The organism is Klebsiella sp. CN_Kp088 (assembly GCF_040064335.1).
Lineage (GTDB): Bacteria > Pseudomonadota > Gammaproteobacteria > Enterobacterales > Enterobacteriaceae > Klebsiella > Klebsiella aerogenes.
The window spans coordinates 259832-282227 of the sequence record NZ_JBEAIQ010000001.1 but is presented as its reverse complement, the minus strand read 5'-3'; the positions used below and the strand labels follow the sequence as shown (position 1 = coordinate 282227).

The 22396-nt window shown below is 49.5% G+C and carries 17 protein-coding genes; 9 read left to right on the top strand and 8 right to left on the bottom strand.

Features of this window, described 5'->3' with window-relative positions; translation table 11 throughout:
• Positions 1 to 7 precede the first annotated feature (7 nt).
• Genes ABLV08_RS01375 through hpxK form a run of 5 tightly spaced genes read left to right on the top strand, consistent with a single transcriptional unit; the run spans position 8 to position 4526 of the window.
• Positions 8 to 673 carry an amino acid ABC transporter permease gene (locus tag ABLV08_RS01375; RefSeq protein WP_032714492.1) on the top strand — a complete coding sequence of 222 codons (666 nt, stop codon included), beginning with the start codon at positions 8 to 10 and terminating at the stop codon, positions 671 to 673.
• Complete coding sequence (locus tag ABLV08_RS01370; RefSeq protein ID WP_032715563.1) at positions 673 to 1329, top strand: amino acid ABC transporter permease; 657 nt, start codon at positions 673 to 675, stop codon at positions 1327 to 1329. Before ABLV08_RS01375 ends, ABLV08_RS01370 begins: the two co-directional genes overlap by 1 nt.
• Positions 1310 to 2047: an amino acid ABC transporter ATP-binding protein gene (locus tag ABLV08_RS01365; protein WP_015705410.1), complete on the top strand. Its 738-nt coding sequence runs from the start codon at positions 1310 to 1312 to the stop codon at positions 2045 to 2047. Before ABLV08_RS01370 ends, ABLV08_RS01365 begins: the two co-directional genes overlap by 20 nt.
• Positions 2048 to 2061: 14 nt before the next feature.
• Positions 2062 to 3303 carry an alanine--glyoxylate aminotransferase family protein gene (locus ABLV08_RS01360; protein ID WP_151084965.1) on the top strand — a complete coding sequence of 414 codons (1242 nt, stop codon included), beginning with the start codon at positions 2062 to 2064 and terminating at the stop codon, positions 3301 to 3303.
• Positions 3300 to 4526 carry an allantoate amidohydrolase gene (hpxK, locus tag ABLV08_RS01355; protein WP_151084967.1) on the top strand — a complete coding sequence of 409 codons (1227 nt, stop codon included), beginning with the start codon at positions 3300 to 3302 and terminating at the stop codon, positions 4524 to 4526. Before ABLV08_RS01360 ends, hpxK begins: the two co-directional genes overlap by 4 nt.
• Before the next feature lie 43 nt (positions 4527 to 4569).
• Here the strand turns inward: hpxK and ABLV08_RS01350 are convergent, their stop codons facing one another.
• A complete protein-coding gene (locus ABLV08_RS01350; RefSeq protein WP_151084969.1) occupies positions 4570 to 5958 on the bottom strand; it encodes an MFS transporter in 1389 nt (462 codons plus the stop codon).
• A 130-nt stretch (positions 5959 to 6088) separates the two neighbouring features.
• On the opposite strand from ABLV08_RS01350, the gene ABLV08_RS01345 reads away from it, so the two are divergent.
• Positions 6089 to 7012, top strand: coding sequence for a LysR family transcriptional regulator (locus ABLV08_RS01345; RefSeq protein ID WP_101704575.1), 924 nt, complete (start codon positions 6089 to 6091; stop codon positions 7010 to 7012).
• Here the strand turns inward: ABLV08_RS01345 and ABLV08_RS01340 are convergent.
• The 5 genes from ABLV08_RS01340 to ABLV08_RS01320 form a co-directional block, all read right to left on the bottom strand.
• The gene (locus tag ABLV08_RS01340; protein WP_139396827.1) at positions 6995 to 7546 is read right to left on the bottom strand and encodes a LuxR C-terminal-related transcriptional regulator; all 552 of its coding nucleotides are present in this window, start codon (positions 7544 to 7546) and stop codon (positions 6995 to 6997) included. The two genes, ABLV08_RS01345 and ABLV08_RS01340, sit on opposite strands and share 18 nt — an antisense overlap.
• Positions 7547 to 7556: 10 nt before the next feature.
• Positions 7557 to 8714 carry a CfaE/CblD family pilus tip adhesin gene (locus tag ABLV08_RS01335; RefSeq protein WP_151084971.1) on the bottom strand — a complete coding sequence of 386 codons (1158 nt, stop codon included), beginning with the start codon at positions 8712 to 8714 and terminating at the stop codon, positions 7557 to 7559.
• Position 8715: 1 nt separating this feature from the next.
• Positions 8716 to 11433, bottom strand: a complete 2718-nt coding sequence (locus ABLV08_RS01330) for a TcfC E-set like domain-containing protein (RefSeq protein ID WP_348855461.1) — start codon at positions 11431 to 11433, stop codon at positions 8716 to 8718.
• A 74-nt stretch (positions 11434 to 11507) separates the two neighbouring features.
• A complete protein-coding gene (locus ABLV08_RS01325) occupies positions 11508 to 12014 on the bottom strand; it encodes a CS1 type fimbrial major subunit (protein ID WP_045382089.1) in 507 nt (168 codons plus the stop codon).
• Positions 12015 to 12090: 76 nt separating this feature from the next.
• Positions 12091 to 12840 (bottom strand): fimbrial protein, encoded by a 750-nt coding sequence (locus ABLV08_RS01320; RefSeq protein ID WP_139396825.1) that lies wholly within the window; start codon positions 12838 to 12840, stop codon positions 12091 to 12093.
• 299 nt (positions 12841 to 13139) lie between these two features.
• Here ABLV08_RS01320 and ABLV08_RS01315 point away from each other — a divergent pair, with 299 nt between their 5' ends.
• The 3 genes from ABLV08_RS01315 to avs4 all read left to right on the top strand — a co-directional run bounded on the left by ABLV08_RS01315 (position 13140) and on the right by avs4 (position 19495).
• Positions 13140 to 13892 carry a winged helix-turn-helix domain-containing protein gene (locus tag ABLV08_RS01315; RefSeq protein WP_139396823.1) on the top strand — a complete coding sequence of 251 codons (753 nt, stop codon included), beginning with the start codon at positions 13140 to 13142 and terminating at the stop codon, positions 13890 to 13892.
• Complete coding sequence (locus ABLV08_RS01310; RefSeq protein WP_139396821.1) at positions 13892 to 14368, top strand: hypothetical protein; 477 nt, start codon at positions 13892 to 13894, stop codon at positions 14366 to 14368. The genes ABLV08_RS01315 and ABLV08_RS01310 overlap by 1 nt, the downstream gene beginning before the upstream one ends.
• 402 nt (positions 14369 to 14770) lie before the next feature.
• Positions 14771 to 19495, top strand: coding sequence for an AVAST type 4 anti-phage nuclease Avs4 (gene avs4 / locus ABLV08_RS01305; RefSeq protein ID WP_348855459.1), 4725 nt, complete (start codon positions 14771 to 14773; stop codon positions 19493 to 19495).
• Positions 19496 to 20015: 520 nt separating this feature from the next.
• Here avs4 and ABLV08_RS01300 read toward each other — a convergent pair.
• Both ABLV08_RS01300 and ABLV08_RS01295 read right to left on the bottom strand, forming a co-directional pair.
• Positions 20016 to 21329: an OprD family outer membrane porin gene (locus ABLV08_RS01300; RefSeq protein WP_348855458.1), complete on the bottom strand. Its 1314-nt coding sequence runs from the start codon at positions 21327 to 21329 to the stop codon at positions 20016 to 20018.
• 61 nt (positions 21330 to 21390) lie between these two features.
• On the bottom strand, positions 21391 to 22188 hold the full coding sequence (locus ABLV08_RS01295) for a histidine phosphatase family protein (RefSeq protein ID WP_015705373.1): 798 nt from the start codon (positions 22186 to 22188) through the stop codon (positions 21391 to 21393).
• Positions 22189 to 22396: the final 208 nt, after the last annotated feature.

Here is a 22396-nt window from a genome sequence, read left to right as displayed (position 1 = left end):
TACGGCGATGACGGAGCAATTGCATTTTTCCGCGCTCTGGCCTTATTGGCCGGAGCTCGTGGCGGGACTCTGGGTCACTATCCAACTCACTGTACTCGCCACCCTCGGCGGCCTGGCCATCGGGATCATCGGTGCCGCTCTGCGTAGCGGGCGGGCAAGCTGGCTGAGCCGGATATGGGGGGCTTACGTTGAGGTTATCCGCAATACGCCGTTCGTGGTTCAACTGTTCTTTATTGTCTTCGGCCTGCCGAATCTGGGGTTGAAGATGACGGCGGGCGAAGCGGCGCTGCTGGCGATGATCGTCAACCTGGGCGCCTACAGTACGGAGATCGTCCGCGCCGGGATCCAGGTGACGCCAAAAGGGCAGTGGGAGGCCGGCCGGGTACTGGGGCTCAGCCGGAGTCAGACCTTTATTCAGGTAGTTTTACCGCCGGCGTTGCAGCGTATTTACCCGGCGCTGGTGAGCCAGTGCATTATCGTGATGCTCGGATCGTCGGTGGTATCGCAGGTCTCTTATGAAGAGCTGACCTTTGCCGCCAACTTAATTCAATCGCGAACGTTTCTGAGTTTCGAGGTGTATCTGGTGACGACCGGTCTCTATTTAGCGTTATCGATAGCGATGCGCCAGCTGCTAATGGCGGCTGGACGTAGATGGCTGAGGGTACAGGCATGATGACAACCTTTACCGACTGGGACATCGTACGCAACCTGCTGCTGGCCGGACGCTGGACCGTGCTGCTATCGCTGACGGCCTTTATTGGCGGCGCGCTGGTGACATTACCGCTGTTGCTGCTGCGCCTGCGGGGTAAATTGTGGGTGCAGCGCCTCATTCGCGGCTATATCGAGCTATTTCAGGGGACGCCATTGCTGATGCAGCTGTTTCTCGCCTTTTTCGGCGTGGCGTTATTCGGGATCGATGTGTCGCCATGGACCGCCGCCGCGCTGGCGCTGACCCTCTATACCAGCGCCTTTTTGCTGGATATCTGGTACGGCAGTATTCGGGCCTTGCCGAAAGGACAGTGGGAGGCATCGCGTTGCCTGGGATTAAATTTCACCCAGACGTTATGTCGCGTGGTGGCGCCGCAGGCGGTGCGTATCGCCATCGCTCCCACCGTGGGTTTCGCCGTACAGGTAATAAAGGGCACCGCGCTGGCGTCGATTATCGGTTTCGTCGAGCTCACCAAGGCTGGCACCATGCTCACCAACGTGACGTATCAGCCGTTTAAGGTTTTCGCGCTGGTCGCGTTGGGCTACTTCATCTTGTGTTATCCGCTGTCCCGTTACAGCCGCTATCTGGAGAATAAATTCAATGCCGCTCATCACCATTAATCAGGTGCAGAAATTCTACGGCGATAATCACGTGCTGAAGGGGGTCGATCTTGATATCAATATGGGCGAGGTGATCTCCATCATCGGCCGAAGCGGCTCGGGGAAAAGCACCTTATTGCGCTGCATTAACGGGCTGGAGGGGTACCAGGAAGGCAGTATTAAGCTCGGCGGCATGACCATTACCGACAGCGATTCGCAGGCGCGGGAGATTAGCCGCTCCGTTGGCATGGTATTCCAGAACTTCAATTTATTCCCGCATATGACGGCGCTGGAAAACGTGATGCTGGCGCCGCGGCGGGTATTGAAAAAAAAGCCTGCCGAATGCCGCGAACTGGCGCAGCAAATGCTGGTTAAAGTCGGGCTTGGCGATCGGTTGGATTTCTATCCCTCCAGCCTTTCCGGCGGTCAACAGCAGCGGGTCGCTATCGCCCGCGCGCTGGCGATGTCGCCAAAAGTTTTACTCTGTGACGAAATCACCTCCGCGCTGGATCCGGAACTGGTGGGCGAGGTGCTCAAAGTGCTGGAACAGCTGGCCGCGGAAGGAATGACGCTGATTCTGGTTACCCATGAAATGAATTTTGCCCGTGAAGTCGGCGACCGGGTGGTGTTTATGCACCAGGGGCGAGTCTGGGAGCAGGGCGACAGCAAAACGCTGTTTAGCCAGCCGCAAACCAATGAACTCAAACAATTTATCTCCTCCGTGCGCGGACTGAATTAATAAAGGAATCTACGATGGATATCGCTCAATTTTCACCAATCAATCCTCCGCATCGTCTGCTGATGGGGCCGGGACCGATCAACGCCGACCCGCGCGTCCTGCGCGCCATGTCCAGCCAGCTTATCGGCCAATACGATCCGGCTATGACGCACTATATGAATGAAGTCATGGCGTTATACCGCGGGGTATTCCGCACCAGCAACCGCTGGACTATGCTGGTGGATGGCACCTCACGGGCGGGGATTGAAGCCATTCTTATCTCCGCGATCCGCCCCGGCGACAAAGTGCTGGTGCCGGTATTTGGCCGCTTCGGCCATCTGTTATGTGAAATTGCCCGCCGCTGCCGGGCGGAAGTGCATACCATTGAGGCGCCGTGGGGTGAAGTGTTCTCTCCCGAGCAGATTGAAGATGCGATCAAACGGGTGCGTCCACGTATGCTGCTGACGGTGCAGGGAGACACCTCGACCACTATGCTGCAGCCGCTGGCGGAGCTGGGCGAGATCTGCCGTCGTTATGATGTGCTGTTTTATACCGACGCCACCGCCTCATTGGGCGGCAATGCGCTTGAGACCGATGCCTGGGGGCTGGATGCGGTATCGGCGGGGATGCAAAAGTGCCTCGGCGGCCCCTCCGGCACCTCGCCCATTACCCTGAGCCCGCGGATGGAAGAGGCTATCCGTCGACGTAAATGCGTTGAGCAGGGGATCCGTACCGCCGAGCATCTTGATGGCGTCGATGAGATGGTTTACTCCAACTATTTCGATCTCGGAATGGTGATGGATTATTGGGGGCCAGAACGCCTTAACCATCATACGGAAGCGACATCCGCGCTGTTCGCCGCCCGCGAATGCGCGCGCCTGATTCTTGAAGAAGGGCTCGATAACGGCATTGCCCGCCACAAACTGCACGGCGACGCGCTGGTAAAAGGTATTCAGGCGATGGGGCTGGAAATCTTTGGCGACCAGCAACACAAAATGAATAACGTATTGGGCGTGATCATCCCGCAGGGCATTAATGGCGACCAGGTACGCCAACTGATGCTGCAAGATTTCGCCATTGAGATTGGCACCTCATTCGGCCCGCTGCACGGCAAAGTGTGGCGTATTGGCACGATGGGTTACAACGCGCGCAAAGATTGCGTCATGACCACCCTCAGCGCGCTGGAGTCGGTACTCAATTACCTGAAATTCCCCACCACGCAAGGGGCAGCCATGCAGGCGGCGTGGGATCATTATCGCAGCGAGAAACCGCTATGAACCTGGCCGCAGCGCGAGTGATGGCGCGGGCAGAGAGATTAGCGGCGATAAGCGAAACGCCGGAAGGCCTGACGCGGGTTTACCTTTCGCCACAGCATCTCGAAGCTAATCAGCAGGTTGCCCACTGGATGCGCCAGGCAGGCATGATTGTCTGGCAGGACAGCGTCGGTAATATTTGCGGGCGTTATGAAGGCCGTGAAGAAGGGGCGCCGGCGATTTTGCTCGGATCGCATCTCGATACGGTACGCAACGCCGGGCGATATGATGGCATGTTGGGGGTGTTAGCCGCCATCGAAGTGGTGCAGATCTTACATAATCAGGAGCGCCGCCTGGCGCAGGCCATCGAAATCGTCGGCTTCTGCGATGAAGAAGGAACGCGCTTTGGTATCACGCTATTGGGCAGCAAGGGGCTGACGGGAAGCTGGCCGCAAACCTGGCTGGCCCAACGCGATGCCGAAGGCATTAGCCTGGCGCAGGCGATGGTCAACGCCGGATTGGATCCATCACGCGTCCATTCAGCCTCGCGCCCGGCGGAAGATTTTACCGCCTATCTCGAACTGCATATCGAGCAGGGGCCGAGGCTGGAACAGGCCGGTTCGGCACTCGGCGTGGTCGAGGCGATCAACGGCGCTCGGCGCCTCAATTGCTGTTTTACCGGCGAGGCGGGTCATGCAGGCACGGTGCCGATGGACCAGCGCCGCGACGCGCTTGCCGCCGCCGCGGAGTGGATGCTGTATATTGAGAGCACGACGCGCCAGCAGGGAGGCAACCTGGTCGCCACCGTCGGGACATTGCGCTGCTCGCCGGCGGCGGTCAACGTCATTCCCGGCGAAGTCGCGTTGACCCTTGATATCCGCGGTCCGCAGGATCAACCGCTGGATGCATTACTGGAGTCATTGCTGGCGGCAGCCGCAGAGATTGCCGGGCGTCGCGGCCTGCAGTTTGCCGCTGAGGAGTTCTACCGCATTGCGGCAACCGCCTGCGATCCGCGATTACAGTCGGTGATTGCCGAAGCGCTATGCGAGGTACAGGGCACGGCGTTGACGCTGCCAAGCGGCGCCGGACATGATGCGATTGCTATCGCGGAGCGCTGGCCGGTGGGGATGCTGTTTGTGCGCTGCAAAGGGGGAATTAGTCACCATCCGGCGGAATCGGTCAGCGAAGCCGATGTCGAACTGGCGATTGATGCCTTCAGCCGGGCGGTAATAAAACTTGCCGGGTAAATCACTAACGGGCGCATCCTCTTTTCGGGGATGCGCCGCAAACTTATTCCGCTCCCGCAGGAAAAGCTATTCTCCGCAGTCGGCTGGCGCTAACGGCCACCGACAACGCCGAGGCCGCGGCGGCGATCCACAGCGCAATATGAACGGCACTTTCGTCTTTTGCCAACAGTACGCCCATCACGGCGGCTCCCAGACACTGCCCGAACGTGCGCATGATGGATAAAACGCCCGAGGCATAGCTCGCCTGTTCGCGACTCACGTTTGACAGCATTTCCCGGTTATTCGGGCTCTGGAAGCAGCCAAAGCCAATACCGCATACCAGGCTCCGCAGGCAGATATCCCACGCGGCGGGCGTGGCGGGCAGCATCGCCAGAAGGATTAAACCCGCGACAAAAATCATCAGTCCCAGCGTCGAGATGAGCGGAGCGGAGATTGAGTCCGCCCAGCGGCCGGCGTGCGGTGCGATCAGCACTATCCCTAATGGCCACGGAGTAAACAGCAGCGCCGAGAGCACCGGACTATAGCCATACTCGTTCTGGAACAGGAACGGCAGGGCAATAAAAGTGATCCCCTGGCTTACGAAGGCGATCAGCGACGTAAAGGCCGAAAGGGTAAAGCGTTCATTTTTAAACATCGCAGGCGGCAGCAGCGGGTTGTCCGTCTGCCGGATGCGCCAGATAAAGGCGGTGCCGCTTATCGCTGCGAGCAACGTCCAGTACAGACTATCGATATGCTGCGAAGCGCTCTGCATGCTATTCGCCGCCATGATCGTTGAACCCAATAGCAGCGCCGACAATATCGCTCCGGGAGTATCGAAAGCGGCTTGCCTGTCAACTGTCGGCCGCGGGAGCGCTCTGACCGCCAGCAGTAAGGCGACGGTACCGGGGAGCACGTTTATTGCAAACAGCCATTGCCAGCTCAAAGTATGCAGGATCGTGCCGCCCAGTACCGGCCCGATGGCGGAGCTTGAAGCGATAAGCAGGGCGTGTATCCCGAGAATACGCCCCAGCAGTCGCGCCGGAAAAACGGAGCGCAATATGGCGGGTGCGATACTGAGCGTTGCCGCACCGCCGATCCCCTGCAGCACCCGCATGCCGATGAGCAGCTCAGGCGTCGTAGCCAGCGCGCAACCTGCTGATGCCACAATAAATGTCGTCAGTCCGGCCAGAAACACCGGGCGGTAGCCGAAACGCGCCGCCAGCGCGGCGAATATCGCCAGCGTCATCGCCGCCGCCAGCAGATACCCGTTGGCGAACCAGACGGCGGTACTGGCTGACGCCTGTAGTTCCTGCGCCATCGACGGCAGAGCAATGTTTACCATAGTGCCATCAAAGACGCCCATTAAGGTGGTGGTCATTACCGCGGCCATGACCCGCGCTCGCGCCGGGCCTGCCAGGCCGTCATCGCCAGGTTGGCTGGAAAATAGTGTCATCGTGTTGTCTCCTGCAGAGGATATCTGGATGACGAAACTATAAAGATGGCTTTTACCGGGCGGAAGGCGCACCATTTACACTCTATAGTTGCATGAAACGCCTTATCTGAATGTTCCAGGAGTTGTGGTCATGTCAGACCCCGATTTTAATTTATTGATTGCACTCGATGTATTACTGAACGAAGCCAGCGTGGCGGGCGCGGCACGTCGTTTGAATCTCAGTACGTCAGCCATGAGCCGCACGCTAAGCCGGTTACGCGACGTCACCGGGGATCAGATACTGGTTCGCGCCGGGCGTAACATGGTGCTGACGCCGTGGGCGGAGGCGACCCGCGATCGCGCCCGTCGCGTGGTCTTCGAGGCGAAGGCGGTGCTGCAGCCAGCGGCGGAAGCGCTCAACGTGCAAAATCTGGAGCGTCTTTTCACCATCAGGGCAAACGATGGTTTTGTGGTGGCGTTTGGCCCTTCGCTCATTGCAGCAGTAGCCGAAGCCGCGCCCAATGTCTGTCTACGCTTTGCGCCTAAGCCCGAAAAAACGTCACGCTATCTACGGGAAGGGTTGGTCGATCTGGAGATTGGCGTCCAGAGCAATATGGGGCCTGAAATACGACTGCAACGGCTATTTGAAGATCGGTTTGTGGGGGTGGTGCGTAAGGGGCACCCGCTGGCCGCCCTGAGAGAGATAACCGTGGCGGATTATGTTGCCTGGGGGCATGTGGTAGCCTCACCAGAAGGTACGCTGCACGGGTCCGTCGATGATGTGCTGGCCGAACTCGGCATGAAACGCAAAATCGCCAGCGTCGTACCCGGATTTCCGACCGCGCTTTCCGTGGCGCTGCAATCGGATCTTATCGCCATGATCCCCGCTCTCTATTTAGTCAATCAGCAGGTCATGGAGCAGGTGCATCTTTTTGAGCTGCCGTTTAAAAGCCGGCGGATTACCGTCTCGCAAATGTGGCACCCGAGAATGGAACGCGATCCCGCTCACCGCTGGCTCAGAGAGAAAATAGTGGCGATATGCCGCGTGGACAAGTCGTTACACCAGAAGCTGTAAGAGATTATTGGCATTGAGTTTCTTCAGGGCGTTACATTTATAGGTCGAGACCTGTTTTTCACTCATCTTCGTCATGTGCGCGACATATCTTACCGACTGCCCCTTAACCAGCCTGTCGAGGACGTTAAATTCCATCTCGGTCAGGCAGCAGCGCAGGGTGCGGATCCGCCTTGGCTCTTTAGATAACAGCCAGGCGGCATCCGCCACGGAAATCCGGTCATCGATGATATGCAACGTTAAGGTTTCAAAACGCTTGCGTAGATAGGTGGCCAGCCCCCAGCTTTTTTCATTACACACCAGATAGCCCGTTCCTCGCCAGCCATGGGCTTCCAGGGTAAGCAAAATATCAACCAGCGACTGATGCGTGCCGGTGATAGAGAAACGGCAGCGAATAACCAGCGTCGTGCTCTCTAACAGTAAGGGCTGCCACTGCACCGTGCCGCTATGCACTTCCATCATAACGTCACGACGGAGAAGGGCGTAACGCAGCCCCTCCGCATAAAAGCGATTATTATCAAGAACAACGTAGCTCACAGTGGCCTCTTTATAACGTACTGGGGGTATAGATAACGCGTAACGTACCGGTATAGTCACCCGCGTTTTTGCTGCTGGCGGCAAAGGCGGGCGTTTTCAGGGTAATGGGGGCCGGGATGCATAACACGCTTTCGCGGCCGCCCGGCAGCACAACCTGACGCAAATAGCGGCGATTGTTGGTGCCCTCCCAGGTCAACGTTTTACCGTTAGCGGCAACTTCAGTTGCGCCGGTGGTCGGGTTGGTCACCAGCACCTGATAATCAAGACGATCTCTTGGGTCTGTCTGGCTGCCCCCCCGTCGCCGGATAGAAAACGCCCCTTCGGCACGCCCGGTTGCGTCAAGCCCATCGTCTTCGAAGCGCAGAAATGCCCGCGAGCTGGTGCTGTTATTGCCATCATAGAGGCACATATCCAGCGAGTTTTCGCCCTTAATCTCACTGCCGCCGGGTCTGCCCGGGAAATTGGTGAGGTTGAGGTTCACCACCGGCGTGGAGTGCGGAAATGCCGGTAAATAAATCTGCTGGTTGCCCGGGTCGACCACCTCAATACGCAGGTTAGCCTGCCAGTTAGCGATGGTGAGGTAGCCTGGGCAGCCAATATTGATGTCATTAAAGTTGCCGCCGCAGTTGGCGCTGCCCCATTCGCGCAAATCTTGTCTCAGCGTTGCCGTCCAGATCCCGGCCTGATCGAGTTTGTTTAATTCGCTACGGACGATGTAAAAATCAAAATAGGGCGCACTGTTCCATGCGGGCAGATTTTCTGTCCCTCCACTCACGTAGCTAGCGAAAACAAAGGTTTTGTTATTGATAAACATACGGTGTTCGCCATAGACTTTTACATCGACCGTCTTGTTGGTTATTGCGTGGGTAAAACGCAGGTTTATCGGATAGGGCGCGGCCGGGTTCGCCGAAAACCATACCGGCGCGGTCATGCAGGCGCCATAGGTTGTATCGGTACGCGATTTGCAGGTCAGGGTATTTCGTCCCCATTTTTGCGGATCGCTCGTATCATAACCGCCGGACTCGTGTAGCCAGATATCCAGGCGGGCAGGGGGAGACTGGCGATCGAAGGCGAACGCCACGCTGGTATTTCTGCCGGCAGGACTAGCGGCCTGAGCCTCGGTAAAACAGATGCAGGCAAGCAGTAAAATCAAAAGACGCGTTATCACATCATTTTCCTGTAGAGAGAGTAGAGTTATTCATCGCCGTTGGGCTGACCGCCGGCGTACGGCCAGCCAGCAACAGTTGCGCCTGCTGCTGCACGGTTTCCGGTAACGCGGAATAAGTCAGTTCTTCGCAGGTCACCGTGCCGACATAGCGCACGACGTCTCGCATGGTCTTCACCTTCAGCGCGCACTGGTAAAACTGCTGTTGTTTCACCAGGTAGAGCGACTGGATCAGGCTGTCGCTTTCCGCACTAAAGCCGCCATTACCTAAATCGCTCCAGCCGCTGACGTTAAGCGGCATGCCGCCGATAAACGGCGTATGTTGTTCATCGGTCAACTGGCCAAGCCAGGTATAACGCGTGGTGGTTTGCACCTCTCTGTGCAGCATTTTTCCAGGCACCATAAATACCGTTCTGCTTCCCGACCCCTGCGTAATTTCACTGTTGGCGCCGTGGGAAATGTCCGTCGACTCATTAATAGTCAGCGTGGTTTGCTGATAGCCGGGCAGGGCGAACAACGCGCGGGCGTTTGCCGGGATATCGGCGCTACCGCTGTTATCAAGCGAAACGGCAATGCGGGAATCAGGTGACGCTTCCGGCGTTGCGACGTTGACCGCAATGGCTGATGCCGGGCGTCCGTCACCCCAGCGGCCAAACCACAGGCCAGAACGAGATAGCGCCAGCGTAGAACTGTAGTTACCGCTGCTGCTGAACCGGTGGCGATGATCCTGGCGATCCCACGAATCGCTGACGGTCAAACTTCCGTTACCAAATCGACCGCCCTGACGGGTATAGGCCGAAGTATTTAGCGAGTCGCTATTAATCCCGGATGCGTTAAGACCATATTCGTTTTCACCGCGCGCATCGGTGTACCAGTTATGCGCGACGTTATAGTTGAGCTGATTTTTTTCATGCTTCTGCTGTTGCCACGTGGCCCCCACGGAGGTGTAGCTGGAGGCATCGCCCTGACGATTATGTGCCAGCGACAGGCTTACGCTGAGGAAGCCGCCTTTATCCTTGCCATCTCCAGAATGGTCGTTACGCATAAACAGGTTTATGCTGCTGTTGATATTCAACCCGCGGGTGCTGAACGCGTTGCTCAGTCCGGCCTGCCACGCCTGCGAACGGGAGCGGGTCATATACACCGATTCCCAGGGCAAACCATTGTCGTGCCGATCGTCACTATTCGGTAATTCACGCCGTGAGACATAACGGCCTTCATTGCGGTTATCGGAATAACCGAGGTTGGCATACCACGAGCCGACCGGAACGGAGAACATCACCGAGAGACTTCTGTAGCAACCATTCACCGCGTCAAAGCCTGTACTGCTGGAATCACAGTTATCAGCCGATAAGGCGTTACGATAGAAGCTCAGTGAAAAGCCATCGTTATAGCTGATTTGCTGGATATTGCCGCGTTGGCCCTGGCTGCCATAAAGGTAGCTAAAGCGTGTGCTGAGTACCCCATCAATGGGGCCGGTATTGAAACCGCGACTCCAGTCGACCGCGCTCTCCACAAAACGCCGGTTCTTTTTCACCGTTGCGCCGCTGGTGATCGCCAGCATAGAAGTTACAGGCAGGCGAATGCCCGCTTGCGCCACGGCGCTGCGTTCGTCGCTCATATCGTCGTTATCGGTTTCACCGGCCTGCATAAACCACTCGACGCGGTCGAATGGTGTGATGCCGGTGCGGGTAAACGGAACCTGCTCGGTGCGGGTCAGGCGGTTGTTTTCATAAATCGCCAGCGTCACGGTATAGCTCCCGTCCGGAAACGAACGGGTATCCAGGGTTTGCGCCCCGGCATTAAGATAAAAACTGGCCAGCAGCTGATTGCCTCGGCGCGCATCGATACGCGCGTCATGGGAAAGCAGCACGGTAATGGGCGTTCCACTGGACTGCTGAACGGGGTTGATCCACGCTCGCGTCGAGCCGGTACGCAGACCGCGAATTTTTCCAAGCGGTAGCTGGCTGAGGTTGATATTGCCGCCGGCCGCGCTGAAGAGATCGCGCGTATCCATTTCACCTAACTGAACGTAATATTCATGCCACAGATCCTGACGGAACCAGGCATTATTGACCGTGATCTCCTGCTGCTGTTGATGGCGAGAGCGCTGCCCAAGCCAGGTCCAGTCGAGGTTAAAGTACCCATTCTCAGTCATGGCCAGCGCGCCGTTTCCCTGCACGGTCATCGACTGATAGTCTTCATCGGCCACGAAGTTGATATTTTGCTGGTGGATCAGCGCGTTCTCAGTATTGCGCGTAGGCTGATACCACTGATTTTCCGCCGTTTGTTTCGGTAGATAGCGCCTGTCGAAAAACAGGTTAATACGGGCGTTATTCTCGTCATAAATCAGGGCCACGCTTTTGGTGTCGATAAAATCGCAACCCGCCGCGGAACCATTGCTGCTGCAGGCGAGATTGCCGTTACGCGCAAGCGGAGAGGAAAGGGCGCCGCTCACAGAGGCGATCAAGGCAGGATCATCGTTGAACTGACGCTTAATTGCCGCGATGAGCGTTTCCGGCGCCACAAAGGTTACCGTTTCAAGCGTGATATCGGCTTCAAACAGGCCAAGCGACGCGCCATACAGACTGACTTCTGTCCACAGGCGCTGCGTTTTCGCCAGTTCTTCAAAACCCGCAGGTACGACGATAGTGGCGCTGGCTAATTGAACGGAAGCAGGTAACAAAACGACAAAAAGAAGAGCATTTCTGTGAAAAGCCATGAACGAGCCTCGACGTCATCCTGACATCAGAGGGCAGGCGCCCTCTGATGTACTTCCTTATACGTATTGTGGGGTTACGCGCCGCCTTCCGCGGTGGTCGCCTGAGTCAGCATCAGACTCACCACGCCGCTGTACTGACCGGTTTTCAGAATGCCTTTTGTAGTCTGAGAGATGGTCAGCGGCAGGACCGCAGAACCGTTTTCAACGCTGCCCGGGAACAGTTCGCTGCCGGTAAATTCTGCATCGGTAGTGTTCAGGGTTTTATCGCCCAGTTTTACGGTCATCGGTACCGTCTCGGCGCCATCGGCATTGGTCAGATTCGCTGCGCTAACCAGACGGACTTTGACGTTGCTGGTGGCTGAGTTCGACCAAATTTTGGTATTGAGACGGTAGCTTTCTAGCCCACGGCCCGGCAGATATTGCATATCGATGCTGGCAGGTAACGGCGTATTATCGGCCTGGGTCATATCCAACTGGGAATCTACGTTGGCATTAACCGTAATATCCTTCTGAATAGCCATTGCGCTGAACGCAGTAGACATCGCAGCAACGATCATCAGAGGTTTAATATACTTCTTCATTGATATCTCCATATTTATAAACGAGCTCCATTAGCTCTTTAAACAAACCACATGTGGTTTTGACAGTGATGTCGTGTTATTGCACGACGGGCAAGTCTGCTTCTTCAGCTGTTTTATTAATCCAGTTGAAATAGCGGAATTTATATTTTTGGCCACGAACCTGAGTAAGTACTTTTAGTTTTCGCTCGGTGTCCGGATAAATAGTCGCATCTTCTTTAAACCACCGACATTTATCATTAACATCGCAAGCGCCAATTTCTTTCAGCGGTACCCGCAAAGAGCCGTCATTTTTTAAAGTTCCTGCTGCGGGATTTATTCGCAGAGAAACCACCGGCTTTTCCGGCGCCAAATGAACCAATGCTCCCCAGATAACGTTTACGCCGAGTTTGGCCGAAGCCGGCGTTCCCGCGGATGGTGCGGGCAGAATGCTATCCGGCTGTTTTACACCTTCAAAATAAACGCGCCAGGTACTCTCTTTTTCAGGTGGCGTCAGAGAAACCAGCCTTACGATACGTAAAGCGCCTGCCGCTAAAGCGAATTTTTCAGGGGTGACGACCACGCCTCCGTCTTTCCAGGCGGCCATCTCAACTTCTTTTTCCTGTGGCGTACCCGGATTAAGAATTTTCTTTTGCCTCACCCGAATGAACTGAATATCATCGCTTTTAGAGGCCACTCTGATTTGGGCCGTCCCGGAACTGTCGACGTTAAGTTCCATCGGGTAAACGCTCATATTGGCCTGTGTCATTTCTGCGAAAAATGACATTGATAGGGCAGCGAGATAAAGCGCAGTGGATTTGTTTGCTCTGTTTTTTACTTTCACATTCATTCTGCCTGCTCTGAGTTCATGTACGACTTAACACCACGACACCGTCTGCTTTCGTATCGCTTCAGGACAGGGAAACTTTAACCGGAACAGCGGGTTGTGAAAATTTGTATTAGTTAACTCAAAAAATACAGTTCTTTATCCTGCAATCCTGGCTTTAAAGTTGTATAGTTAAAAGAAAATGCCAAATCCTAAGGGGCTTAAGAAAATTCCCACTGATGAAAAAACAAGCTAATTCAGAAGGGCTTTCTTGCCTGCTGTTACAAGGATTAAAAGCAAGCGGCAACAGATGAGAGTGAAATATGTTTTTTATATGCAACAATTCGTTGTTATTTGATCCTGAAGCTCACACAGTTAGTGTTGTTGGAGAACCTGAATCCGTATTAACGCTTTCGGCACCGGCCGTGCGTCTGTTACAGGAATTTATTCGTCATAAAGGAAGCGAACTTAGCCGTGAGGAGTTGATTACCCGCGTATGGCAGGAATTTGGTTTTACGCCTTCGGGAAATAATCTCAACAAAGCGATAAGTGAGTTACGCAAAAGTTTCCAGGCGTTGGGAGAACATCATGAGTTGATTGTAACCATACCGCGATATGGTTTTCGGTTTGATGCGGATGTTATTTTTCAACCTGCGCAAAACATTGACACCAGCGCACCTCAACCCCAGCTTCAAAAAGCTGAAAAGAGGAAGCAACCACCACGTCTAAAATGGTGGCTGATATTCACGGCATTATTAGCGTCGGTATTCGGTATTGGCATAATTATTCGCCAACAGCAGAATATAACAACGCCGGTAAGGCTAAAGCCGATTGAGCAAAAAATAGCTAAATGTAGCGTCTGGCTTATTAACGATCATGGGCGACCGCTGGTGTTATCGAAATTAGCCGAGTTGCTGGATAAAAACGGCGTGGCGTGCCAGCGAGAGGCGTACAGTGTCTATTATTTCAGCGCTCGTTTTTCCCTTGTCGCGGCGGATGAAGTGTTTATCGGCGCATGCCCGGTCAATAAAGACAGCTTGTGTAAAACCATTCGCTATAAAAGTGGGGCTGAGTAATGAAAATTAAACTTATCGGCGGCCTCAGCCTTTTTCTATTAGGTGGCGCAATGGTGTTTTATTATTGCTCTGACGGGGTTGGTAAACGGGATGTACTAGCCTGCAGTACCATATTTAATTTTATACGCAACGAAGGTAAGGCCAGTGAAGTGCGGGTTAATACCGTTGCTCAGTTCTATTTTCACCGCGACGGCACTGGTCTGACAGCCTATAAAGGAGCAGCCTGGGCAAATGGCCAGAGCATGATCGTCGACAGAGACGTCGATTTTGTCTGGTCGCGGCGGGAGGATGATAAAGTGGTGGTATTGAGCTATACCAAAACCTGGCGCAGGCACAATGACAACACGCCGGATGCGCAATGGGGCAGTTTCGCCAATCCAACGGCCCGTTACTATCTGACCATCTCCGAGGTTGCGCCATCGGTGTGGCTGATCCAGGACCGGCATTATCCCACTTATATATGTCGGGGTGATTAACGCATAAACAAAGGAGAATACCGGTGGTATTCTCCTTGTTTTTCTGATAGTTGTGGCAAAGCAGTACGACTTGTACCCTCATGCTTTGAGAAACCCTCAATTGCGCAGTCGGCAAGTTGTTCCAGCCTTTTTGGATCTATCTGATACAAGGATAAGCGGAGTGTCCAGCTAGGTTCTGTCCCGAAGTTGCTTAGCTCAAAAATCTTGACTTAATTCTTCCGACATTAGTTGACCTACTTTTGCTAATGATTAACTATGTACTCAGTTTACTATAGTGCGTCAAGCAGAGAAGGGCTGATTTTGAACCAAAGCGAGACTTTACTATTTTACAAAAGCCTCCAATAGTCATTGCAAATGATATCGTTTCAATATCAGTTATTACTTAAAGAGGATAGAGTAAAATTGATTAAGACAGATTGGGATATATTTAAAGCAAAATTTTCAACAAATCCACAAGACGCTTTTGAATGGATGTGTTATCTCCTTTTTTGCAATGAATTTCGAGTGAAAACTGGAATTTTTCGATATAAAAATCAATCGGCAATAGAAACCAATCCAGTTTCCTCAAATGGAGTTAATGTTGGTTGGCAAGCTAAATTTTATGAAACCGCATTATCCACTCACAAAAATGAATTACTAGAAACGATTACAAAAGCGAAACGTGATTACCCTGATTTAAATAAAATTATTTTTTATACGAATTCAGAGTGGGGTCAAAACAAGGGAAAGGAACCACAAGGAAAAAAAGAAGTTGAAATGAAGGCAAAAGCAAATAACTTAGAAATTGAATGGAGATGCTGTAGTTTTTTCGAATCGCCGTTTGTTGTCGATGATTGTAGCCGGATCACTTCGTACTTCTTCAGTCGTTCTGATAATTTATTTAGACTTTTGGCGTCATTTGAATCTCATACCCGTTCAATTCTTGACGATATTGAAACTGCTATAACCTTTGGTGATAAAGATGTTTCAATCAATCGCTCTAATATTATATCTGAAATTGAAAAGTCAGATACTGGCGCGTTAATTATAAGTGGAGAAGGTGGCACAGGAAAAACGGCTCTAATAAAAAAGCTTTATGGGAATAAAGGTCAGGGGGAGGTCTTTTATGTCCATAAGGCGACGGAATTTTCCGTTAGCAACTTAAATGAGTTTTTGCCAGGTGTTTTTTTAAAGGATTTTATTGAAGCACATGAAGGTGCTGATAATAAAACAGTTGTCATCGATTCTGCGGAACACTTAATTGCTCTAGAGAATACCAATCCTATTAAAGAGTACCTATCCAGTTTAATTAAAGCCGGATGGAGAGTGTGGTTCACCACGAGAAACATCTACTTGGATGATTTGATGTTTCAACTATATGAAGTGTACAAAATTAGTTTTAAATCAATACATCTAGAAAATCTGAATGAAGATACATTATTCGAGCTTGCTAACAAACATGATTTTGTCATCCCTGATGATAAAAATCTCAAAGCGCTCATATTGACTCCATTTTATCTCAGAGAGTATTTGAGACATTATCAGGAAAACAAAGTTGCAAGCTACTTTGAATTCAAAGAGTCTTTATGGCCAAGAGTCATTTCAAAACGGTCACCACAACGAGAACAATTTTTTATACATCTTGCCGAAGAAAGAGCTAATTCCGGAAGATTTTTCGTCATTCCAGACGCTAGCTACTCAAATGAAACAGTAGAAAAATCGTTAGTTTCAGATGGAATAATTAGCTATGAGTCCACTCGTGGATATTTTATTACTCATGATATTTATGAAGAATGGGCGCTCGATAAATTCGTCGAGAGCAACTTTTTATCCTCAGAAAATGCAGAATTATTTTTTGATAGAATACAACAATCTTTGCCCATAAGAAGAGTTTTCAGGCGGTGGCTATCAGAAAAGCTTAGCGCAGCTAATGAAGAAGTTAGCCATCTTATTGTAGAAACCTTGTCATCTCATGAAATATCCAATTTGTGGAAAGATGAAGTTCTCGTTTCCATGCTTCTATCCGACTATTCCGATTACTTTTTTAACGTTAATAAAGATTCACTATTGGAAAACGATTTGCGGCTTCTCAAACGGATATGCTTGTTGATAAGAATAGGATGCAAGGAGATAGACAATAGCTTTTTTGATAGACTTGGTGTGAGAGCGCCAGATATTTTATCAATGGAATATGTAATAACCAAGCCGAAAGGAAACGGATGGAAATCGCTTATCAAGTTCATTCATGACAATCTCGAAAAAATAGGTGTTAATAATCTTAATTTTGTATTACCTGTTCTCTACGACTGGAACTGTCACAACAAGTCTGGAGATTCAACTAAACATTCCAGCATAATTGCATTATCGTTTTACAAATCAGCAATCGAAGATGATGTCTATATTGGTGATAGCGATAATGATTTTTCCAAGAATTTAATCCTCACCATTCTTTATGGGGTTGGTGAAATTAAAAAAGAACTGGAAGCTATCATTGATGAAATAATTATAAATAATTGGAAGGAACATAACGATCCATATCATTTAATGAGTGAATTCATTTTAACAAGAATGGAATGCTTTAATGTTGCTATAGAAATTCCGGAAAAAGTGATCGCTCTTTCCAAATTTCTGTGGATGTATGAATCACCAGAAAGCGATGATTATTTCCATAGTTCAAGATTAGAGATAGATCATGAATTTGGTATTGAGAATAGACGTCAAGACTATTATCCAGCCAGTGCTTATCAAACCCCTATATACGTTTTACTTCAAACCAATTTAGAATTAACATTAAACTTCATTACTGAACTAATAAATTATGCTTCAAAAAAATATTCAGAATCGAACCTTGATAAGGGCCAGGTTGAAACAGTGAAACTGTTTCTTGAGGATGGGAGGAAAATTTACCTCCCTATTTCAAATCGTCTTTGGTGCATGTACCGAGGTACACAGGTAAACCCTAATTTATTAGAATCAATATTAATGTCATTAGAACGTTTCTTTCTTGATAGAGGAAAAAACACCAAGGCTCAAACGCTTGAATATTATCTAAACTATATTTTAACTAGATCTGAGTCTTCTGCACTCGTGGCAGTTGTCGCAAGCATTGTATGTGCGTTTCATGAGAAAACATTTAATGTAGCTAAAATCCTATTCAGGACAAAAGAGTTTTTCTTCTTTGACACATCTCGAATGGTTCTGGATCAAACTCATAAAACTCAGCTTACTTCGCTAAAAAAATTTAGCATCAATCGGATAAATGAACTTCACGAAAATGAAAGGATAAGTGCCTGTGACCAAAAACATCGGAAACTATCATTAGAAACTATTGCGCTTCACTACCAGTTTTTTAGAGCAGAGGAAGTAAGCGAGGAAGAATCAGAGAAAAGGCTTCAGGAAATTTGGAAGATTCTTGATGTTCACTACACAGATTTACCAGATAAAGCACAAGAAAGTCATCAAGATAAAACATGGCGTTTATATTTGGCCCGTATGGACAAAAGGAAAATGTCACCTGAAGTGAAGGAAGTAGAAAATGGCATAGCAATAGATTTCAACCCTGAGATTGATTCAGAGCTTAAGGAATATAGTGAAACGTCTCTGAGAGAAGTGAACAAACCGTTTACATATTCCGGTTTAAATATTTGGGCTGATAGCAGACTCTATAATAGAGATAATTACAAAAAATATGAATCCTATGAAAATGATCCACTGACTGCCTTGGGCGAGGCAAAAGAAATATGGAAGCAACTTTCAGAAGGTAACATGGGGGAGGAGGAATTACTGTTTTGTCGAGCCACACCATCGTATGTGTGTGCAGTGTTATTACGGGACTTTAAGGAAAAATTAGCAAAAACCGAACTAGAATTTTGTAGGGAAGTTATTTTTGAATATGCAAGCATCGTTAATAATGATGATTACATGCACCAGATCGGCGATGGCCTTGTGCCTGCGTTATTTGTACTCCCAAGATTAATAGAAGATTTTCCGGACGAACGACTAACCATCAAGCAGCTATTAATCAAAGCGCTAATGAGGCATGATTCAGTATCCGTGATGGGGATGGACAGGATAAGTTCAGTAGCCATTCAAGCAGTTCAGCACCTGTGGAGTAAAGAGCCTCAGTTCATGAAATCGCTGTATTTGGGTTATTTAGTAATATCACAAAAATATAGAGATGTTCGGGAGCGTTTAAGACAAGAAGCATATAAGCAGCACAAATATAAAATTAACGACAATGACTTTGAGCGTGAACTATCTAATGAATTAGAGAGTGTAGTGAGGAGTATTGAAGATGAAACTATCACGGAATCCGCAATAGATAATATTGGAAGCATAGATAATGATATATTAATAACTGCTTTTCAGCTTGCACTAGTGGATGGCGAACACAAGAAACCAGTACCATTTGCTGAGGAAATTATTGGGGTAATTTCACAACAATTGCTTTCACGAGACAGAAAAGATCGGATTGATTACACTTTCAGATTTCAATTTTTAAAACACTATGCCCGCTTTATCCTTCATCTAGAGAATAGCGAGAAGGATAAATACCTTGAGTATTTTACCGCTAATTTCACTTTGAGTGAAGGTATGGCAGATTTATTAAATGAATTTGTTAGCGTTGAAGACTCATTGAATATGCCGGACTCATTTTGGTATGTTTGGCGTAGATTTAAAGGCCACATCATTGATTCAATAAGCAATCAAGGTTGGAAACATGATAAAGATCGCATAATCGAATCCTTTTTATTTGCAAGAGTCCCCTGGAAGGATGAAGCAAAGACATGGCATACATTTTCACCGGAGAATAGATCATTTTTTAGTGATTTAAGCGGTAAGATAGGTGGTGAATCATCTTTTATATATAGCATCGGTAAACTCCTTTGTGGCATAGGAAGCGATTTTTTAGATGATGGGATTTATTGGATTAGTCATTCAATAAAGACCTTTGATATCGATTTATCCCAAGATAAATCAGGGAATACACTATTTTTCCTGGAAAGGTATATGAGAAGATATCTATTCAAAAATCATGACAAAGTTAGACGAACACCAAACCTAAAAGCACAGTCAATGGTGGTTCTGGATTTTCTAGTCGAGCAATATTCCATTACAGGTTACCTCCTTAGAGAAGATATAGCCTAGCGAAAATGCTTGTCGCTGTTTATCTGCATCCATGGACTGGATGCAGATTATTATGGTTCAGAGATTACAGAGTTGATGAAGTCCCGTTCGACGCCAACCCATATTGAAAACTGATGGAGTGCAGGGTAAGTGTATGATTAATCGTGGTCTGCTGATGATTATGAACTAAACGGATGGTGGATTATATTTAACATAATATACATTATGCGCACCAATGTGAATTGTGTCCGATAACGGCGTTTGCCGTGTGGATTTGCTTTGTTTTTTGCTGGCCTACGCTTGATTCAGACTCATACTGACAGTCATCTATCGTCGTTCTTTCTGTTTCGATTGACTTCCAGCCTCATGATATCCTCACTCTGACATGTCGCTTTTTTCCCATGGCTACTGGCCAACGGTAATCTCCAGTTATCAGATTAATCGCGGACAACAACTTTTGCTGACCGCGCTTAAAACATCGTTATCAACATGGCGGCTTAACCGCCGTTCGCCATCGCTTTCGAGCGGCATGTCATCGCGATCAGAACACCTTAAATCGATATTCCATGATCACTTCCGACGACAGCGTGTTTGTACGTGTATAATGACCGTCCGTAAGGACTGGCGTTTTACCTTGCGTCTTATATGACCATCCCGGCCCGAACATCGCCCAAAAGGTGAAGTTTTTAAACATGGACTGCGTTGGAACCCAACGGCTAAAGGCATTGATTTCCCCGGTGCGCACGTGATTCCCTTTATAGTTAAATTGCCCGATGTTTCCCGCCAGGCCAACGGCTAATTCTGGCGTTAATCGATATTCGGTGATGTTCGCCAGCACCAGTTCCCCATCCCGCATGTAATCATCGCCAGCGTAGGCCATAGAAATAAACGTTCCCCGGGAATTTTTACTCATGTGGCGTGGATAAAACCCGACTTCACCTGCTTTTTTAGCATTGGTGTAGCCAATGCCCATTTTGCTATTCCAGCGTTCACCTTTCCAGGTCGCGTCCAGCGCAAAATGCCAGGCGTTATTGTCAAAATCCCGTTTGCTCGCAGGCATTGCGCGGTAACTTTCCATCGCGTGGGTGCCGTAGACTTGCGTTCCAATCGTTAGTTGCGAATCCGCCCGAAACTGCGTAAACAGCAGGTGCCGTTGCAGGTAGTTTTTACTCTCACCATAAGCATACTGTGCATCGAAATTTTTCCCTCTCCAAAGAATTTCTCCGCTTGCCAGATGGCTAATATATTCACCGGTATTGGTCTGGAATCGCTTTTTATCTGGTGAGTTTCTGTCCATGGAATTTTCAAGCCACGCCCCTCTTATGGTAAATGGGCCGTAGCTTACAGCACTGCTTACGCCGGAATACGTTGTTGGAGAAAGCCGGTTTGACGTTGAAATAACGCCATAATTTTTCAGCATCTGCCATCCCCAGCGCGCGTTTAACTGAGCCCCAGAAAGCGTGTAGTTAAGCTTCACGTTACGTTGGCCGAACTTGGAATATCCTTCGGCGTTGCTTTTTTTGTTACCTGTACCATTATTATAAAGCACGCCGCGGGAGTTGAAATAGTCGCTGGCACCCAACTTTATCGCACTATAATACGATGCATCGAAGCCGATAATATCTGCAAAATAACCAGACTGGTATTCTGCTGAAAATCCCTGCCCCCAGGCGTTGTGTACATGTTTAGGATTGGCATTTTCCTCCTTAAGATATTTCCAGTAATTCTTTGCAGAGACAGTGAGCTGTGAGCTGTGAGTCAGTAAAAAAGGATCATCAAAAATAGCGTCTGTAGCGGCCCATACAGGCGTAACCAGCCCGCACGCTATTAACGCGGAAGTTATGTTCTTATACATTTTTATTTCCTGAGAAAAGATCCGCCATAGCTTATTTATGGCGGAAAACTAAACTGTAAGATTATTTGTGATTTAGTGATTTTTTGCCTGCTTCAACGTATTTCATGGTGCCAATTTCTGGCACGCTGTATTTACCATCGTGATACGTGATTTTCACCACTGCAGCATTCGACAATGGCAGATTTTTGGCCGGGTCGTCCGTCAGATCGGAAATCATTATCTGAATCGCCGTGCCTGAAGAAATGGCCAGAATATTTTTATCACCCTCTTTTTGAGCATTTTCTACAATAGTTGCCAGCGCAGCTTGTGTCCGTACTTTTACTTGCTCATAGTTTTCCGCTAGCTGTTTTGGATCGGATTTGGCCAGCGCGTTCTGGCTTTCCTTTACCGAGAGCGTGCCTGCTTTCATCGCTTTAAAAAGCGCTTTGCTGTCCGTCATTCCTAGCGTGTGTGCGCCTGCATTGGCCATATCGACATTATAACCGCCTTCAAAACCACCAAAAAACGCCTCTCGCAGGCCTGTCATTTCTGTTAAATGATAATCCGTTACGCCAGCCTGTTTAAGAATCACTGCCATGGTTTCGCGCTGCCGCCCCGCATCACTGGAATAAAAACGATCAAATTTTATCCCTTTGAGTCCCTCACCTAAATATTGAGCAACCTGCACCCCATCCTTCGTCAATGGGGAATCAATCCAACCTTGCACGCGGTCAAACGAATTAAGCAGCGTTTTACCATGGCGCGCAAAATAAATATTGATGACCTCCTGCTGGTCATTTTTATCATTCGTGTTCGCCATCAGCAGTGGACTGGTAATGGCAGTAACTGCCATTAAGACACCCAGAAATAATTTTTTCATTTTAAAGAATCCTTTTTCATAGCCAAAAAAAAACCTACGTACTCTTCAGCCCCCTGGTATTGAGGTGGAGAAGAAAACGTAGGTTTTGCCTGTTGAAACAGTAACAATCCAGCTACTGTCGACCCTATCACTAATGTTTTTGAATTGCACCTAATCTATAGCGATGATTTATGTAATTGTGATCCTCCTCATATCAACCGTATTCCCA

Excerpts from the sequence above, each read along its gene's own strand:
- ABLV08_RS01375 (WP_032714492.1), top strand. The coding sequence starts at position 8 with ATGACGGAGCAATTGCATTTTTCCGCGCTCTGGCCTTATTGGCCGGAG.
- ABLV08_RS01370 (WP_032715563.1), top strand. The coding sequence starts at position 673 with ATGACAACCTTTACCGACTGGGACATCGTACGCAACCTGCTGCTGGCC.
- ABLV08_RS01365 (WP_015705410.1), top strand. The coding sequence starts at position 1,310 with ATGCCGCTCATCACCATTAATCAGGTGCAGAAATTCTACGGCGATAAT.
- ABLV08_RS01360 (WP_151084965.1), top strand. The coding sequence starts at position 2,062 with ATGGATATCGCTCAATTTTCACCAATCAATCCTCCGCATCGTCTGCTG.
- hpxK (WP_151084967.1), top strand. The coding sequence starts at position 3,300 with ATGAACCTGGCCGCAGCGCGAGTGATGGCGCGGGCAGAGAGATTAGCG.
- ABLV08_RS01350 (WP_151084969.1), bottom strand. The coding sequence starts at position 5,958 with ATGACACTATTTTCCAGCCAACCTGGCGATGACGGCCTGGCAGGCCCG.
- ABLV08_RS01345 (WP_101704575.1), top strand. The coding sequence starts at position 6,089 with ATGTCAGACCCCGATTTTAATTTATTGATTGCACTCGATGTATTACTG.
- ABLV08_RS01330 (WP_348855461.1), bottom strand. The coding sequence starts at position 11,433 with ATGGCTTTTCACAGAAATGCTCTTCTTTTTGTCGTTTTGTTACCTGCT.
- ABLV08_RS01325 (WP_045382089.1), bottom strand. The coding sequence starts at position 12,014 with ATGAAGAAGTATATTAAACCTCTGATGATCGTTGCTGCGATGTCTACT.
- ABLV08_RS01320 (WP_139396825.1), bottom strand. The coding sequence starts at position 12,840 with ATGAATGTGAAAGTAAAAAACAGAGCAAACAAATCCACTGCGCTTTAT.
- ABLV08_RS01315 (WP_139396823.1), top strand. The coding sequence starts at position 13,140 with ATGTTTTTTATATGCAACAATTCGTTGTTATTTGATCCTGAAGCTCAC.
- ABLV08_RS01310 (WP_139396821.1), top strand. The coding sequence starts at position 13,892 with ATGAAAATTAAACTTATCGGCGGCCTCAGCCTTTTTCTATTAGGTGGC.
- ABLV08_RS01300 (WP_348855458.1), bottom strand. The coding sequence starts at position 21,329 with ATGTATAAGAACATAACTTCCGCGTTAATAGCGTGCGGGCTGGTTACG.
- ABLV08_RS01295 (WP_015705373.1), bottom strand. The coding sequence starts at position 22,188 with ATGAAAAAATTATTTCTGGGTGTCTTAATGGCAGTTACTGCCATTACC.